This is a genomic window from Labilithrix luteola (assembly GCF_001263205.1).
Classification (GTDB): domain Bacteria; phylum Myxococcota_A; class Polyangia; order Polyangiales; family Polyangiaceae; genus Labilithrix; species Labilithrix luteola.
Window position 1 is genome coordinate 6674755 of the sequence record NZ_CP012333.1, and the last position, 15951, is coordinate 6690705.

Consider the following 15951-nt stretch of genomic DNA (forward strand, 5'->3'; position numbering starts at 1 on the left):
GAGTCTCCGAAGTTCGTAGGGTGTTGTCGAGCTCCGACGCCGTTTCGTACGTGCTAGGTTCGGGGCGTGTCGCCGCTCGAAGAGCTCGCAACCCTCCTCAAGCCTGCCGGCGGCGGGCTGTTCCTGGTCTCCACCGGTCGCGCCGAGCAGGAGGCCCTGCAACAGAAACTGTATCATGCACGTAATGCGGCCGAGGTCGACGATCGCTTCCGTGCGGCGCTTGCACGCATTCCCACGGCCAAGGCCGTCGTGCTCGGCGTTCCGTCGGACGTGGGCGCTGGCTTCCGGCGCGGAGCGAACCTAGGCCCGCAAGCGCTACGAACGGGGCTGCTGGCGGCCGTCCCCGACTACCCGTCGCGTGCATCGGAGCTCGGCGTCGTCGACATCGGCGACGTCTTCGTCGTGCCCCAGCTTCTTCACGACGACATGCTCTCCGAGGCGCAGAAGAAGGCCTCGCGCGATGCGCTCTATCCGAACGTTCCGGAGGACGTGCGGGCAACGCTCCCCGTCTCGCCGCTGTCGATCGAGGAGCGCGCGCTCGATCTCGTCTTCCAGCTCAATCCGAACGTCGCGCCGATCGTCCTCGGTGGCGATCACTCCACGGCCTGGCCCGTGGCGTCGGCGCTCTCGCGTGCGCGGAAAGACCGCTGGGGCATCGTCCAACCGGATGCTCACACCGACTTGCTGGAGACGCGCCTCGGTGTTCGCTACTGCTTTGCCACCTGGTCGTATCACGCCAACGAGCTCTTCGGTCGTGATGGGCGCATGGTGCAGGTCGGCACGCGCGCCACGCGTCACGAACGCGGCTACTGGGAAGAGGGGCTCGGCGTGCGTCAGTTCTGGGCCGACGAGTGCCGTCGCGATCCCGACGGCGCCATCGAAGCGATCATCGAGCACCTGCGCGCGCGCAACGTGACGGGCGTGTATTTCTCGAACGACGTCGACGGCACGGATTGCGCGTTCGTCGACGCAACGGGGACCCCGGAGCCCGATGGCCTGAGCCCGGAGTTCGTGGTGAAGCTGATCCGCCGTCTCGGCGAGACGGTCGGCATCATCGGTGGCGACGTGATGGAGGTCGCACCGCCCCTGAAAGACAAGCCGGATTCGACCGAGCGCACCGTTGGACTCGCGGTGACCTATCTGCGCGAGACCCTCGGGGCGGTTTTGCGGACGACCATCTGAAGAGCGAGGGCGTCATGACGCGAGCATGGACGATCGTGATGGCTGCGGGGCTCTTCGCGTGCACGAAGGGTGGCAGCGAGAGCGCATCGACGAGCACGAGTACGAGCACCAGTGCAGCGACGACGGCGAGCACGAGTCTCGTCGCTTCACCCGCGCCGCCGCCCACCCCCGTGCCCAGCGCAAGTAGCGCTCCGAGTGCAGCTCCGGTTGCGAGCGCCGTGGAGAGTGGAAGTGCCGGCGCGAAGGCGGTGGCGAGTGCCGGCAAGCCCGCCGATGGCGCCAAGCTCGTGCCTGCGAGCGCGCACGTGAACGGCAGGAATTTCGGGCTCGACGTGGCGTCGGCCGGCTGTCGCGCGGGCAGCGAATGCGCGATGACGATCCACCTCGCGGTCGCGGGCGACTACCACGTCAACAAAGAGTACCCGTACAAGTTCGTCGCTACGCCGGAGCCGGGCGTCACGTTCCTCGCCCAAGACGGAACCACCTTCTCGCGCGCGGCCGGTGACTTCCGCGAAGAGGGCGCGAAGGCGGGAACGATGACCGTGCGCTTCAAGCCGAGCGCTGCCGGAACGGCGCGCGTGCAAGGCACGTTCAAGATGAGCGTGTGTTCGGACGAGAATTGCCAGATCGAGCAGCAACCAGTGTCGCTCGCGATCCCGGTGAGCTGAAGGTCGCCGGCGCGACGTACGGGGGAACTTCGTCCGCGCGCGGGGAGGCGCCGGTGAGGGCGCTGATCGTGCGTTCGAGGAGCTCGAAGAAGCGCACCGTCTTCAGCCCCACCCCTTTGGCCGGCAACCACGCGCTCGACGCCCCACCCGAGGATCGGTGCACGACCGACTCGAGATCAAGGGGCTTTTGTCGCAGTGCCGGCAAGAAGTGCGTGCAGCGTCCCCGTTCCTACGCGCAGGCCGCGGTGTCGGATCGCCCTCCGATCGCCGTTCCGATAGGCGCTTCGATAGGGGCTTCTGAAATTGCAATGACCCCATGAAACTCGATGGATCGTGACGAAAGCGGCTCGCTAGGATGCACCTCCTCGTGACTCGCTCCGCTCGCTTTTCCGCTCTCGTCCTGGTCGCTGTCCTCGGAGCTCTGCCTTCGCTCGGAGCATGTGGCGGAGGTGGCGCGCACACCGCGTCGGCGAACACGTTGCCGAATGCATCGGTTCGCACGTCGCCACCGCCCAAAGAAGCCGAGAAGGAAGCGGTCGTCGCGAGCGAGAACCCCGACGACGAAGCCATCGCGCGTGCCGGCAAGGAGTATCTCGAGCTCCTCGTGGAGACGTCGCCGGAAACGGCCACGGGGCTCGGTGTTCATTCGCACGACGCCGAGCTCGACGATCGGACGAAGGAGGGGGATGCGAAGATCGTCGCTCGCGAAGAGGCGATGCTCGCCCGGCTGAAGCAACGCTTCGCGAATCCGCGCGCGAGTGCGCCGGCCAAGACGGATCTGGCGATGCTCGTGTCGGCGCTCGAGGTCGACATTCGCCACCGTCGCACGCAAGAGCCTCTCGCTCGTCAGCCCGATCTCTACGCGAGCCCACTCAGCGTCATCTTTCTCATGACCGCGCGCGACTACGCGCCGGCGGCCGAACGAGCGCGCAACGTCGTGGCCCGTCTCGAAAAGATCCCCGCCGTGGTCGCCGCGGCGAAGACGAATCTGCAGCGACCGCCTCGGATCTGGACGGAGGTGGGCATCGATCGTGCGGCTTCGGCGAAAGGGTTTCTCGAGGAGCAGCGTCCGTTCCTGATCGCTTCGCTTCCGAACGAGAAGGCACGTGTCGAGGTGGCGCTGGCGTCGGCGCAAGCAGCCTACGAGGACTACAAGACGTTCCTGCAGAAAGAAGTGCTGCCTCGGTCGAACGGTCGCTTTGCGGCCGGTCGCGAGCACTTCGAGTTTCTCCTGCACAACGACTACTTCCTCGACGAAGGCGCCGACGAGCTGCTCGCCATGGGCAAGAAGGTCTTCGCCGAGACCAACGTCCAGATGAACGAAGTCGCCAAGCGCATCGACCGCAAGGCGAAGGGCTGGCCTGACGTGGTGGGGCGCCTCAAGAGCCATCATCCGACCGCCGAAGGGCTGCTCGAGGCTTACCGCGTCGAAGTGAAGCGGGCGCGGGACTATCTCGTCGCCAAAGACGTGGTGCCGTTTCCGCCGGGCGACGATCTCGAGGTGATCGACACGCCGCCGTTCATGCGAAGCACCATCACGGCCGCCTACGATCAGCCGCCGCCCTTCGATCCGACGACGAAAGGCTTCTTCTTCGTCACGCCCGTCGACCGCTCGCTGCCCAAGAACAAGCAGGAAGAGATCCTCCGCGAGAACGATCACGGCGATCTCGTCGACACCGCGGTGCACGAGGCTTATCCCGGCCACCATCTCCAACTGTCGTTCGCGAGACGCAATCCGTCACTGACGCGCAAGATCTTCGACCACGCGATCTTCTCGGAGGGCTGGGCGCTCTACTCCGAGGAGCTGATGGCGGAGCTCGGCTACTTCACCGACGAAGAGCGGCTCATGCAGCTCGAATGGACGCTCGTGCGTGCTGCGCGTGTCATCATCGACATCGGCCTGCACGTCGGGGAATTGAGCTTCGAGGGGGCGGCGAAGATGCTGACCGACGAGGTGCATCTCGAGCGGCAGCTCGCGCTCTCGGAAGTGAAGCGCTACACGATGACGCCCACGCAGCCGCTCGCGTATCTGACGGGCCGTCAGATGATTCTCAAGATGCGAGAGCGCTATCGGGAGCGTGAGGGAGCGAACTACTCGCTCAAGAAGTTCCACACGGAGCTGCTCACGCGTGCGACCGTCCCGCCGAGCCTGATGGCGCGCGAGATCTTCGCGAATTGACCGCCCGGCGCTCGCTCGCCGGAGGACTCGGCTCGTCGCTGTCGGGGATCTCGAGCGGAGGCTTGCCCGCGCGCTCGCGGAGGCGCTGGATCGCGTGTTCGAGTCGCGGCTGAGAGAGAATCCGCCGGATGAGACGGTGCTTGATGGGAAGATCGAGCACCGAGAGACCGATCAGGATCGTGATTACCCCTTGGCCCGGTAACACCAGCATTGCCAGGCCAACCGCGACGAGGATTCCGCCGACGACGTTGCGCCCGAAGTGGATGAGCACCGAGCGGCGCGTCGGCGGGCGAACGAAGTGGTCGGCGGGGAGTCGGACGACGAGCATGGGCACCGCCACGAGCGTCGCGACGAACACGACGGCACTGGCCACGACCAGGCCGAGCTCGACTTCGGGCGAGAGGTGCATGGATCAGCCCTACGCAATGGCTGCGCCACCCTGACGGACGCGATTCTTTCGACGACTCAAGGGACGCATCGGACTCAGGCGTGGTCCCGGCAGGGCTCGTGTCTTGCAGCCTTCGAACTATGGCCGTCGTCGTCCGGGACTTCATGAATCCCACGCTCCTGTACATCCACGAGGGCGACCGCCTGACGCTCGCGCGTGGACCGATCGTGGGGTGGGGAATCATGGCCGTCGCGGTGCTCGACGAGTCACATCGTCCCGTCGGGCTCGTCTCGCTCCACGATCTGGAGCAGGGCAGTAGGCGAACGCCGAGGCAAGCGGGAGAGGCAGGCGCGGTCGAAACGGTTCGCGACACCGAATCGCTCGAGGTCGCCGCCCGCAAAGCGGCGGAGGCGCGTCACGGTAACCTGCACGGCCATCTCGTCGTGGTCGACGAAAAGGGCGTGGCCCTCGGCATCGTCACGTCCGTGGACATCCTCCGCGCGATGCTCGGCATGAAGCCCCGGCACGCGCCCATCCTTCCGAACGAGGCCTCCGACGAGGAAAAACGGGCAGGGAGCCCGGCGGTTCCGCTTTGAACGGCAAAGCTTTGGCCGCCGGCGCCGCGGGGGGCGTGCTAGATGCTGTCGCGCGATGCTCTACTCCCGAGCCCTCATTCCCACCGTCAAAGAAGCTCCTGCGGACGCGGCGAACGCGAGCCACACGCTGCTCGTGCGCGGCGGTTACATCCGCAAAGTCGGCGCCGGCATGTACGACTTCCTCCCGCTCGGCCTTCGCGTCCTGAAGAAGGTCGAAGCGATCGTCCGCGAGGAGATGGATCGTTCGGGTGCTCAGGAGATCCTCATGCCGGCCCTTTTGCCGGCGGAGTACTACAAGGAGACGGGGCGCTGGGACCTCTACGGCGACACGCTCTTCCGCCTGAAGGATCGCAAGGGCGGCGAGTTCCACCTCGGACCCACGCACGAAGAGATCGTCACCGACATCGCGCGCCGCGAGATCAAGAGCTGGCGCGACCTGCCGATGAATCTCTACCAGATCCAGAACAAGTTCCGTGACGAGCCCCGTCCGCGTGGCGGTCTGCTCCGCGGTCGCGAGTTCCTCATGAAGGACGCGTACTCGTTCGACGTGAGCGAAGAGGCGGCGTTCGACAGCTACGAGACGATGCGCAAGGCCTACTGCCGGATCTTCGACCGGATGGGCCTCGTCTACCGCATGGTGGCCGCCGACCCCGGCGCCATCGGCGGCTCGACCAGCGCGGAGTTCCAGGTCCTCGCGGACTCGGGCGAAGACGCGATCGTCGCCTGCGATACGTGCGACTACGCGGCGAACGTCGAGATCGCCACGGTGAAGGTCAAGGACCAGACCGAGAGCAGCGAGGCGCTCGAGGAGAAGAAGAAGGTCCACACGCCGAAGGTCGGGACCATCGAGGACGTCTCGAAGTTCCTCTCCACGCCGAAGGAGCGCTTCCTCAAGTCGCTCGTCTACACGACGGGCAAAGACGTCGTCATGGCCGTCGTCCGCGGCGACCACGACGTCAACGAGATCCGTCTGGCTCGCGCGCTCGGCGTCGACGAGGTCTTCCTCGCGACCGATGCGGACGTGCAGAAGGCAACCGGCGCTGCGGTGGGCTTCGCCGGCCCCGTGGGCTTCAAGGGCAAGGTCGTCGTCGACCGCGCTGCTGCGCTCGTCAAGAACGCGGCCACCGGCGCGAACGAGACCGACCACCACTTCACGGGCGTCAACAAGGGCCGCGACTGGGATGGTGAGGTCGCCGACATTCGCCTCGCCACCTCGGGGGACCCCTGCCCGAACTGCGAAGGTGGCCACCTCAAGACCTACCGAGGCATCGAAGGCGGTCACATCTTCATCCTCGGCACCAAGTACTCGGCCGCGATGGGCGCGATGTACTCGGACGAGAAGCAGGAGAAGAAGCCGATCGTCATGGGCTGCTACGGCATCGGCGTCTCACGCCTCGTCGCCACGGCGATCGAGCAGAACAACGACGCCGACGGCATCAAGTGGCCGATGAGCCTCGCGCCGTACCACGTGCACCTCGTCACGATCGGCAAGGAAGAGAACGTGCACGCGGCCGCGAAGAAGATCTACGACGAGCTTCGTGAGAAGGGCGTCGACGTCCTCTGGGACGACCGCGACGAACGCCCGGGCGTGAAGTTCAAGGACGCCGATCTCCTCGGCATGCCCCTTCGCGTTACCATCGGCGCCAAGGGCCTCGCGAACGGCAACATCGAGGTCAAGCCCCGCACCGAGCCCGACCCCAAGAAGGCCGAGCTCGTTCCGGTCGAGAACGCCGTGAAGGTCCTCGCCGACCGCGTCCACGCGGCGCTCGGCAAGTGACACGCGCAGCAAGCCTGGCCTGACCCGCATCGGGGGCGTGTGGAGCGAATCCACCGCCCCGATGGTCATTTGGGGCCGTCACACGGTGGGGACCGTGCCTCCGTCGATGACGATCTCGCTACCGGTGATGAAGGCCGCGCGATCGGACGCGAGGAACACCACGAGCTCCGCGACGTCCTCCGGGCGCCCAGGGTGACCGAGCGGGATGCCGCCGAGCGAATCCATGAGGCTCTGTCGTGCAGCGGTCTCGTCGCCGCCGAACTGCGCGGCGAGGCGCCCGACGAGCCCGCGTGCCGCTTCGGTCTCGATGTATCCGGGCGACACGGTCACCACGCGCACGCCCTTGGGGCCGACCTCCTTCGACAGCGCCTTGCTGTAGTTGCTGAGGGCCGCCTTGGCCGCGGCGTACGCCATCGTCGCCTCGGGCAAAGGGAGCGTGCGCTGGATCGACGAGATGTGGACGATGACGCCATTTCGCCGCTCGATCATGCCGGGCAAGAATCCGCGATCGAGCCGAACGGCGCCGAAGAGGTTCTGGTCGAAGGCCTTCTGCCAGTCGTCGTCGCCGAGAGCGAGCACGCCGCCGCTCGGGGCGGTCGAGCCGCCGACGTTGTCGACGAGAACGTCGATGCCTCCGTAGCGACCAAGCACTTCGTCGACGACGCGCGCCGCTCCCTGGGCCGTCGAGAGATCGGCCTCGATGAAGTGAACGTCGCGGTTCGCATTCGATGGCGCCGAGCGCGCGGTGGTGACGACAGTGCCTCCCGAACGCACGAACTTCTGGACGACCGCCTCGCCCATGCCTTTGGTTCCTCCGGTGACGAGGACGCGCTTGCCGTCGAACTCGTGACTCTGAATGGTATCGCTCATGGAATGGTCCTCCGCGCGTGCCCCCGCTTCCGGGATGCCGCGCATGCATGGATTGGGCGACGTCACGACGGCGCTTCTCGGCCGGGCACGGTTTCCCGCGCTGCCCGTTCGTGAGGAATGCGCGTCGCTCGCCGCGACTCGAGGACTATTGCGCTACACTTTCGATGTGACAAGAACGCACGAAAAAGTGGGGTACTCACCAAAAGGTAAGCCCTCCATTTATCGTTCGGGCGACGCGAGCGAAGCACCGAGCGCGGGCGACGAGTCCGTGCGTGCCGAGAACGCTGCGCGCGGTACGGAAGAGGTGCTTCGAGTCCTCGATGGCCGATGGAAGATGACGATCCTCTTCCACCTGTTCAATGCGGCTCGGCCTTCGCCGAGTCCTCTTGGACCTCCGTGGACTCCGTCCAGCAAGGCTGGACTCTGTCCACTCCGGTTCAATGCGGCTCGGCCTTCGCCGAGTCCTCTTGGACCTCCGTGGTTCTCCGAGCTCGAGCGGTCGATTCCCGACGTCTCCCAGAAGATGCTGATTCAGCAGCTCCGTGAGCTCGAGGCCGACGGGATCGTCGTGCGCACGGTTCACCCCCAGGTGCCGCCGAAGGTGGAGTATTCGCTCACCGAGTGGGGCCGCGAGCTGTGCCCTGCGCTCGATGCGCTCTTGAAGTGGGGGGCCAAGCGACCCAAGAATCTCGTGCCGTTGTCCGAAGAAACCTGAGCCAAAGAGACACGAGCCAAAGAGACACGAGGAGGTGACCGAAATGGCGTGTGGGCACTTCTATGCGGCGCAAGCCGGTGGCGACGAGGCGTTCACCGTCGACGCTTCGCGTGTGACGTTCGGTCGTGGTTGTCTAGCCGAGGTTGGCGACCGTGTTGCGAGTCATGGCACCCGTCGCGTGGGCCTCTTCACGGATCGGCGCATACGGCAGCTCGCCATTTTCGAGACGGTCTCGGCGTCGTTGCGGAAGGCCGGTCTCGACGTGGTGGTGTTCGACGACGTTCGTGTGGAGCCCACCGACGGCTCGTTCCGCGAGGCGGTGCGCTTCGCGAACGAGGCCAAGCTCGATGGCTACGTGTCGCTGGGCGGTGGTTCGGTCATCGATACGTGCAAAGCGGCAAACCTCTATTCGAGCCATCCGGCGGAGTTCGACGATTACGTGAACGCGCCGGTTGGTGCAGGTCGTGCCGTTCCTGGAGCTCTCAAGCCGCACCTGGCCTGTCCGACGACGAGCGGTACGGGAAGCGAGGTCACGGGAATTGCCATCTTCGATTACGTGTCGCTGCACGCAAAGACCGGAATTGCGTCGGTCATGCTCCGGCCCACGGAGGCGCTCGTCGATCCCGATTGCACCGATAGTTTGCCGTCCGAGGTCGTCGCTGCGAGCGGCATGGACGTGCTCTGCCACGCGCTCGAGTCGTACACGGCACGGCCTTTCGTTTCGCGTGCGAAGCCGGGCCGGCCCACGGCGCGGCCGATGAGCCAGGGCGCGAATCCTTGGAGTGATCTCGGTTGCCGCGAAGCACTTCGCCTGCTCGGCAAATACCTCCGTCGCGCCGTCGAAGACGCCACCGACCGCGAAGCGCGCGAGCAAACGATGTGGGCTGCCACGCTGGCGGGAATTGCATTCGGCAATGCCGGTGTGCACGTTCCCCACGCGATGGCCTATGCCGTCGCCGGCAACGTGAAGACGTTTCGGCCCTCGGGCTATCCTCAAGACGAGCCGATCGTTCCGCACGGCATGGCCGTCGTCGTGAATGCTCCGTCGGTCTTCCGCTTCACGGCGCCGAGGAACCCTGCGCGCCATCTCGAGGCCGCGGCGCTCCTGGGGCGTGACGTGTCCGGAACGTCCTCGGCGGACGCCGGCGAGGTGCTCGGCAAGACTCTGTCGACGCTGATGCAGAAGACGCACATCCCGAACGGGATCGGCGGTGTTGGCTATGGCGACGCCGATCTACAGGCGCTGGCCGAAGGAACGTTCTTGCAGCAGCGCCTTTTGCAGAATGCGCCAGCCGAAATCACGAAACCCGTCCTGGTAGACCTGTTTCGCGGCGCCATGACCTATTGGTGAGAGACACCGTGCCGCTCGTTCGACCTCGCGCCTCCGACTATCGCTATTTCGTTCCCATCAGCACGCGCTGGATGGACAACGACGTCTACGGTCACGTCAACAACGTCACCTACTACAGCTATTTCGATACCGTCGCGAACCACTTCCTGATTCGCGAAGGCGGCCTCGACATCGAGCGCTCCGACGTCATTGGTCTCGTCGTTGAATCGAAATGCAACTACCATGCGCCGCTCGCGTATCCGCAGCAGCTCCGCGGAGGCTTGCGCATCGACAAGCTTGGCCAACGCTCCGTGGTTTACGGCGTCGGCATCTTCGCCGAGCATGAGGACGAAGCCGCCGCCGACGGCCACTTCGTCCACGTCTTCGTCGATCGCGCCACACGCAAGCCCACGGCCATTCCCGACCGCATCCTCGCGGCGCTGGAGTCCCTGCGCGACGGCCTCTGAGCCGCGCGCGCGTATCCGTGCGTAGTTCGTTCTAAGGGACGAGCCGGACGTACAGTTCGTTTTGCGCGTAGACTCTGTCGCTCGGGCAGCCCGATGCGACGGTCTTGCTCAGAACGAGCAGGTAGTTGCCCGCGTCGAACGCGTGGCTGAAGGTGAAGGGGCTGGTACCGGTACCCGCGGAGCTTTCGGCGACGAGCGTGGCTCCGTCTTCGGAATAGGCGCGGAGCGTGAACGGCTCCGTGCTGTTGCTGACGAAGATCTCGTAGGTGCCCGACTGCGTGAGAGGGAATTTGATCAGGCCGTCGCCACATGCCGACGTGGTCGAGACGTAATTGGTGCAGCCCTTGTCGGTGGTGAGTGTCCCGTGCACGGTCGCGTATGCGCCGGTCGTATCGATGGGCGCGCCGGTCGTGCGTGGCTCGAACACGAAGTCATATTGCTTCATGCACTCGAACGTGCCGAGGAACGGAGTAAGCGTCGTGTAATCGATCGTCGGCAGCGTGCTCGCCTGCTGCTTCTCGATGTCGGAGGGCAGGTTGTCCTGCGTTACGCGGAACGACGCGGCGCTGCCGTCTTGATCGGTCACGTTCACTTGCCAAGCCGGACCATCGGCCCACCCCGGCCCATTGATCGTCCCCGCGATCGTTCGTAGGCCTTGGGCCGCCGAGAGTTGGGCGGGCGTCATGTCGGCGAGATCGACGGTGTAGCGACTCGGCGCGTTGCCGATGACGACACCCGAGATCTCGAGCCGGGTGCTCGTGCTCTTCCACACTGGAACGCTCACGAAGGGGGGCGACGTTCCGGGAGGGGCCGTATTCGATGTGGGCTCTCCCTCGGCAGGAGACGCGGTGGACTTGGAGTCGTCGTCGGAGGAGGAGGAGCACCCGACGATGGCCAACGCAGCGGAGAGGGAAATGAGCGTCGCAAGGAGCAAGGATTGGCGCATGTCTCCGCAGATTAGCAATTCGGGGGCCACCGTGAATTCCGCGGAAATCAGCCCGGATCACGCGTGGATGTCGTGTCGAGTTGAGCCAGCTTGTGCCGGCCGCGGATCGGTCCCGCACCTCGTGCCGAGCGGTTAGACATCGACGCAACTTCTGCCCGCGACAGGCCGACAGGGCCCGCGTGAGTGGAATCGACGCGACTGCCGCCGCGCGCACACGTGCGCGGTCTCCCGATGAAGACGAGACTGCCGTTCGTCCGGCCGCCAAGCCACGCATCGATCTGCCGAAGCTCGTCACGAGTGTGAGGTCTGCGAACGACGCGGTCCGCGATGCCGCCAGGTCGTTCGCAGCGTCGGACGCGCCCATCGGCGTCATCAATCTCTCGCTCTACACGGACGAACTGCTCGACCGAGAGATCGAATCGGCGTCATCGCGGATCGAGCGTTTGCCTCCGAACCAGCAGGCGGCCGCCCGGGAACTCCTCTCGCGCATGCAGGCCGAGCAAGTTCGTCGCGCGGCGCCTCACGAGGTATCGGCGAACTCGATCACGTCGAGGTCCGAGATCGATGCGGCGGTGAAACGCGAAGCAACGTTTCTCTTCCGCTTCGGCCGACAGCTCTCGGACGTCGAGCGGGCGAAACACGAGGGCCAGTTGCGGGCCCTCGAGATGCGAAGCGAGCAACTCCACGTGCTCGAGCCATGCGACGGGGCGCGGCCTACCGCGGTGTCGAGTTCGTCGCTTCACGGTGCGCACGCGATCGAGCTCACCGCCGACGAACTCGTGGCCTCGATCCGGAAGGGCGTGAATCTCTCGCCCGCCGACGAGCAACGTATTCGCTCGACGTTCGATAGCTGGCGTCAAACGAGCTGCCAGCAGACCGGCCAAGATCCAGCGCGCTTCGTCTCACGCGAACACTACGCGGAGGTCACCAAGACGCTGCCGACCCAAGAGGAGGTCTTCCAAAAGTACTTCGAAATGATGCAGGCCATGCAGGGCAGCGCATTGGCTGGCCTAGCGTTTCTCGACTCCATGCTTCGCGGGGAGTCTCTCGACGCCGCGCACAAACGCGTCACCTCCACGGCGAGCCTGAGCGAAGCCTTCACGACCATCCCCGTTCGTGGCGCCCACACGACGGGCAAGGGCCAGAGCGTCGCCGACCCGAAAGACCGTGCCGCGGAGGATCCGGCTGTCTTCCGTCGCTTCCTCGACGAGGCCTTTGGACGCGGCCACGCTGCTGACACCCGCGTTCGTGGTGTGGACAATCACAGGTTCGTAACGGACCCTGACAAAGTTACCTACGGTGAATACCGACCGAACGCCGATGGCGTCCGCTCCGTCCAACAGGCGGTCGCCATTTTCGAAAGACAGACGGGCATCAAGATTCCGCCGTGGATCAAGGTCACCGTCGACCCCAAAGTCCCTGGCGACCGCATGGCGGAGTACACGCTGGTCCGCCGTGGAGCGGCGACAGACAGATTTCAGCCTGAGGACTTGAGTGACCGCGGCGTAACCGTCAACCTTCGTCCAAATGTTCTCGAGAGCGATGAAGCGATTGTCGGAACCTTGACCCACGAGCTGCACGAGCTGCTCAATCTCCAGCGAATGCTCGACGATGGCCCGCCTATGACGTATCAAGTCGTGCGTTCGCATATCGCACCGAATCGCGGACAGAACCTGCACGGCCAAGCTTGGGATGTTGCCGACCTCGAGGTGTTGATCATGCGAAATCCCCCCGGTACGCCCGAGCATGCAGCCTATGTAGCCCGCCGCGAGCGGGTGCTCGAGGCCTTCGAGCAACGTAACCATGGTGGCCAATGACTCCCGCTCGTCTGATCGAGGTCGACGAGTGGGAGCGTGCCTTGGCTGCCGGCGAAGAACTGGAGATCGACTGTCTCGCGTTCTTCTATCGACATCTTCGTCGCGATACGATTGATGCCATCTACGGTGGGCTCGGCGAGGCTTCTCGAGCATCGTTCTTGTCGCGAGCAAGAGCGCAGCTTCAGAACTTCGATGATCTCGTCAATGCCGCGAGCGGGGAGGGGATCAATCCTGAAACCTACTTCGTGATACGCGAGTGGGTCTATCGCCAGCCGTTTTCCTGGCGAACCGTCCCCCTCGAGACGCTGTCGAAGCATATCGAGCGTGGAGTGGGATCGCCTGCTCGGCTCTTCGAGGAAGTCATCCCGCTCATGCAGAAGTATCCCGTCGACCTCATCGTCTCGCCGCTCAAGCCCGGATGGCGCAACCGGCTCAGGGACTTCGGGCGCGGGCTTGGCCCGGGGCTCGACGTCGTTTGCGAGACGGCCCGCAGACAAGGTGCCGATGTGCAGCTGATTCGAGCGTTCGTCAGTTGGGCGAAGTCCACGAAGCTCGAACGAACGCGCTGGGAGCGGGGGGAGTGAGAATGCGTCGCGACAGCTCGAGCCTCGTTGACGAAGACGAAGGAGAATCGCTGATTCCTGACTGCCTCGCTGCCGTTGACGCATGGGAAGCGCGTCTTGCGGCCGGCGAAGAGAACGCGTTGGACTGCCTGGGGGTTCTTCAGGAGTGGATCCGCGTCGATACGATTCAGCCAATATTCGAACGGCTTGGTGAGATATCGAAGGAGGAGTTTTTTTTTTTTTTTTTGATGCGAGCTCGCTTGCGCCAAATGAAGTTTGATGATCTCGTGAAGGCGGCTCCGTCGGAGGGGGACAATCCAGAAACGTATTTCGTGGTTCGCGAGTGGGCGTACCGTCAGCCGTATTCCTGGAGGCGCGTGCCCTTCAACGAGCTGTCGAAACACCATGAACGAGGCGGGAGTTCGCCGATCCGACTGTTCGAAGAAGTCGTCCCGCATCTTCACGCGTACACGATGGCGGAGACGGCCACCGAGCTACGTCCCGGATGGCGAAATGCGCTCCGAGAGGTCGGTCGGGGATTGCGCCCAGGCCTCGAAGTCGTTTGTGAGGTCGCGCGTGCGCAAGGTGTCGTCGATCCGAAGGAGATTCGCGCGCTCGTGCAATGGGCGGAGTCGACGAAGCTCGAACGAACGCGCTGGGAGCCCGGCGAGTAGCGACCGCGGAGAGGAGAACCCGAACGAACGCGGACGAGTACAGCGATCAGGCGTGCGCGTGGTTCGCTAGCGCACGCTTCGAAACGGGCTCACTCCGCCAGTTCGTGTTCGGTGGCGGGTTCGGCCAATGCCTTGCGCGAATCGAGCTCGATGCCCGTCGGCTCGACGTCTGTGCGCGTCGTCGAGTTGGGGAGCTGATCGGGATTGTCCGAAAGCACGATGGGGCCACCGCTCACCCCGCGTCCTCTTCGAGGAATTCGGTGCGAATGCGGCCTGCCACGAACAAGATGGGAAATGAGAGGAAGAGCCCCTTGAAGCCGAAGACGTGCTCGCAGGCGAGGAGGCTCACGATGAGCAGGAAGCCTGGGATCTTCACGTGGCGCGCGGTGAGGCGCGGCCATTTCGCCGGCAGAGAGTAGGAAGCCGGCATGCCAGATGGCGTTCGTATAGTTCGCGGGCAGCGTTTCGTAGCCGCGGCTACCGTAGTCGAAGGTCCCAATCGACGCATTCGTCGTCGTGTCGGCACCATCGCGCTCGTCGCACAATCCGATGAAATTCCTTCGCCGCTCGTCGGCCGCCGCGCTCTGCCTCGCCCTTGGCTGTTTGGCGCTCACCGCTCACGCCCGTGACGCTCGGTACCGCGAGTGCAACATCGCCAACGGTCAGGTTACGTACTGCGGGACCTGGTATCAGGGGAAAGCTGTCGTACAGCACGAAGGTGCGTACCGCGAGTGCGTCGTCGCCAACGGACAAGTGACCTACTGCGGTTCGTGGTACCAGGGGGATGCGGTCGCCTTCTCTGACGGTGCCTATCGCCCGTGCGTCATCGCCAACGGGACGATTACGCGTTGTGGCTCTTGGTTCCAAGGGAAAGCCGTCGTCCTTACCCAAGGAGACTGACGATGGGCCGAGACGCATACGCCGTCATGACGAGCACGCTTGGTGCGCTGGATAGCTACCAGCTCGCCGAGCATCTCAACCGTGACATCGCTCACTCCAGCATCGTGCTGCGCGCTGCGCGCGACATGGTGCAGTTCTGGAATGAAGAACACCAGCGGGAGTTCGGCAGGCCGGCCTTCGCGTTGGAGAATTTGGGTCCGGAATGGCGTGCTGACGAGGCGTTGGAAGCCGCGCGGCCGAACCAGAAATACCCGCGTCCAACGACGGCCCTTCTACCCGGACTGATGAGGCTCGAGCTCCTCGAGCACGTCGCCGCCCTCAAGCTCGGTCCTCGATGGTTGGGGCTGGGAATCCCCGGGCTCCGCACGCCGTCGCGGCGAGCCGCGCGTGCGCTGCGTGACGCCCTCGGAGGAAGCGAGGGGCCTTCGCTCGGCGCGCACCCGCGCGGCGCTCTGGAGGTGCTCATGTTCGGTCGGTCGCTCGTCACGCAGTTGCTCGAAGAGCGGGCTCGGGTAATGCGGTTTGCGCCAACGCGGTCCGAGGAGTGGCTCTGGCGCTGTCTGTCGGGCTCGAAGTTGGGGTTCGCGTTTCGGCGGCAGCTCGTCATCGGGCCGTACATCGTGGACTTCGCTTGTACGAAGGTTCGCCTCGTCGTCGAAGTCGATGGGCCGTACCACGAGGAGCGTTCGCGGCCGGACGCGCGCCGGGATGCAGCGCTCGGGCGCCTTGGGTGGCACGTGCTCCGCGTCAGCGATCGCGAGGTCCTCGAGGAGCTCGCATCGGTCGTCACTCGCATTCACACCGCGGCCACCGCGCTCGCCTAAGCGGTATTGCTCGATCTTCGCAGTCTCGTTCTTCGCGCCCCGCATCGCGGCGGCG

The 15951-nt window shown here is 64.9% G+C and carries 18 protein-coding genes; 13 read left to right on the forward strand and 5 right to left on the reverse strand.

The genetic code is table 11. The annotated features are described in order from the left end of the window. Positions 1-66 precede the first annotated feature (66 nt). From AKJ09_RS28975 to AKJ09_RS28985, 3 genes are all read left to right on the forward strand, one after another. Complete coding sequence (locus AKJ09_RS28975; RefSeq protein WP_146651107.1) at positions 67-1182, forward strand: arginase family protein; 1116 nt, start codon at positions 67-69, stop codon at positions 1180-1182. 14 nt (positions 1183-1196) lie between these two features. Then, the gene (locus AKJ09_RS28980) at positions 1197-1850 is read left to right on the forward strand and encodes a hypothetical protein (RefSeq protein WP_146651108.1); all 654 of its coding nucleotides are present in this window, start codon (positions 1197-1199) and stop codon (positions 1848-1850) included. A gap of 367 nt (positions 1851-2217) precedes the next feature. Beyond that, entirely contained in the window at positions 2218-4029 is a 1812-nt protein-coding gene (locus tag AKJ09_RS28985) for a DUF885 domain-containing protein (protein ID WP_169927957.1), read from the forward strand. Here AKJ09_RS28985 and AKJ09_RS28990 read toward each other — a convergent pair. Further along, complete coding sequence (locus tag AKJ09_RS28990) at positions 3974-4438, reverse strand: PGPGW domain-containing protein (RefSeq protein WP_146651110.1); 465 nt, start codon at positions 4436-4438, stop codon at positions 3974-3976. The two genes, AKJ09_RS28985 and AKJ09_RS28990, sit on opposite strands and share 56 nt — an antisense overlap. A 119-nt stretch (positions 4439-4557) precedes the next feature. Between AKJ09_RS28990 and AKJ09_RS28995 the strand changes: the two genes are divergently transcribed. Both AKJ09_RS28995 and AKJ09_RS29000 read left to right on the forward strand, forming a co-directional pair. Further along, entirely contained in the window at positions 4558-5013 is a 456-nt protein-coding gene (locus AKJ09_RS28995; RefSeq protein WP_146651111.1) for a CBS domain-containing protein, read from the forward strand. Positions 5014-5068: 55 nt separating this feature from the next. Then, positions 5069-6790 (forward strand): proline--tRNA ligase, encoded by a 1722-nt coding sequence (locus AKJ09_RS29000; RefSeq protein WP_146651112.1) that lies wholly within the window; start codon positions 5069-5071, stop codon positions 6788-6790. Positions 6791-6868: 78 nt separating this feature from the next. On the opposite strand, the gene AKJ09_RS29005 is transcribed toward AKJ09_RS29000, so the two are convergent. Beyond that, complete coding sequence (locus AKJ09_RS29005) at positions 6869-7660, reverse strand: SDR family oxidoreductase (protein ID WP_146651113.1); 792 nt, start codon at positions 7658-7660, stop codon at positions 6869-6871. 166 nt (positions 7661-7826) lie between these two features. On the opposite strand from AKJ09_RS29005, the gene AKJ09_RS55640 reads away from it, so the two are divergent. Genes AKJ09_RS55640 through AKJ09_RS29020 form a run of 3 tightly spaced genes read left to right on the forward strand, consistent with a single transcriptional unit; the run spans position 7827 to position 10172 of the window. Next, entirely contained in the window at positions 7827-8375 is a 549-nt protein-coding gene (locus tag AKJ09_RS55640; protein WP_275936652.1) for a winged helix-turn-helix transcriptional regulator, read from the forward strand. Positions 8376-8418: 43 nt separating this feature from the next. Continuing rightward, positions 8419-9726: a hydroxyacid-oxoacid transhydrogenase gene (locus AKJ09_RS29015; protein WP_146651114.1), complete on the forward strand. Its 1308-nt coding sequence runs from the start codon at positions 8419-8421 to the stop codon at positions 9724-9726. After that, a complete protein-coding gene (locus tag AKJ09_RS29020; protein ID WP_420814261.1) occupies positions 9723-10172 on the forward strand; it encodes an acyl-CoA thioesterase in 450 nt (149 codons plus the stop codon). Before AKJ09_RS29015 ends, AKJ09_RS29020 begins: the two co-directional genes overlap by 4 nt. Before the next feature lie 31 nt (positions 10173-10203). On the opposite strand, the gene AKJ09_RS29025 is transcribed toward AKJ09_RS29020, so the two are convergent. After that, a complete protein-coding gene (locus AKJ09_RS29025) occupies positions 10204-11118 on the reverse strand; it encodes a hypothetical protein (RefSeq protein ID WP_146651115.1) in 915 nt (304 codons plus the stop codon). Between the two features lie 179 nt (positions 11119-11297). Between AKJ09_RS29025 and AKJ09_RS29030 the strand changes: the two genes are divergently transcribed. From AKJ09_RS29030 to AKJ09_RS29040, 3 genes are all read left to right on the forward strand, one after another. Then, positions 11298-12935: a hypothetical protein gene (locus AKJ09_RS29030; RefSeq protein WP_146651116.1), complete on the forward strand. Its 1638-nt coding sequence runs from the start codon at positions 11298-11300 to the stop codon at positions 12933-12935. Further along, a complete protein-coding gene (locus tag AKJ09_RS29035) occupies positions 12932-13519 on the forward strand; it encodes a hypothetical protein (protein WP_146651117.1) in 588 nt (195 codons plus the stop codon). Before AKJ09_RS29030 ends, AKJ09_RS29035 begins: the two co-directional genes overlap by 4 nt. Before the next feature lie 248 nt (positions 13520-13767). Next, complete coding sequence (locus tag AKJ09_RS29040) at positions 13768-14172, forward strand: tellurite resistance TerB family protein (RefSeq protein ID WP_146651118.1); 405 nt, start codon at positions 13768-13770, stop codon at positions 14170-14172. Positions 14173-14261: 89 nt separating this feature from the next. Here the strand turns inward: AKJ09_RS29040 and AKJ09_RS53390 are convergent, their stop codons facing one another. Further along, positions 14262-14408, reverse strand: coding sequence for a hypothetical protein (locus AKJ09_RS53390; protein ID WP_169927959.1), 147 nt, complete (start codon positions 14406-14408; stop codon positions 14262-14264). Continuing rightward, positions 14405-14602, reverse strand: a complete 198-nt coding sequence (locus tag AKJ09_RS29045; protein WP_146651119.1) for a hypothetical protein — start codon at positions 14600-14602, stop codon at positions 14405-14407. The genes AKJ09_RS53390 and AKJ09_RS29045 overlap by 4 nt, the downstream gene beginning before the upstream one ends. A 119-nt stretch (positions 14603-14721) precedes the next feature. On the opposite strand from AKJ09_RS29045, the gene AKJ09_RS29050 reads away from it, so the two are divergent. Both AKJ09_RS29050 and AKJ09_RS29055 read left to right on the forward strand, forming a co-directional pair. Then, positions 14722-15072, forward strand: a complete 351-nt coding sequence (locus AKJ09_RS29050) for a hypothetical protein (RefSeq protein WP_146651120.1) — start codon at positions 14722-14724, stop codon at positions 15070-15072. A 2-nt stretch (positions 15073-15074) separates the two neighbouring features. Continuing rightward, complete coding sequence (locus tag AKJ09_RS29055) at positions 15075-15896, forward strand: endonuclease domain-containing protein (RefSeq protein ID WP_146651121.1); 822 nt, start codon at positions 15075-15077, stop codon at positions 15894-15896. Positions 15897-15951 lie beyond the last annotated feature (55 nt).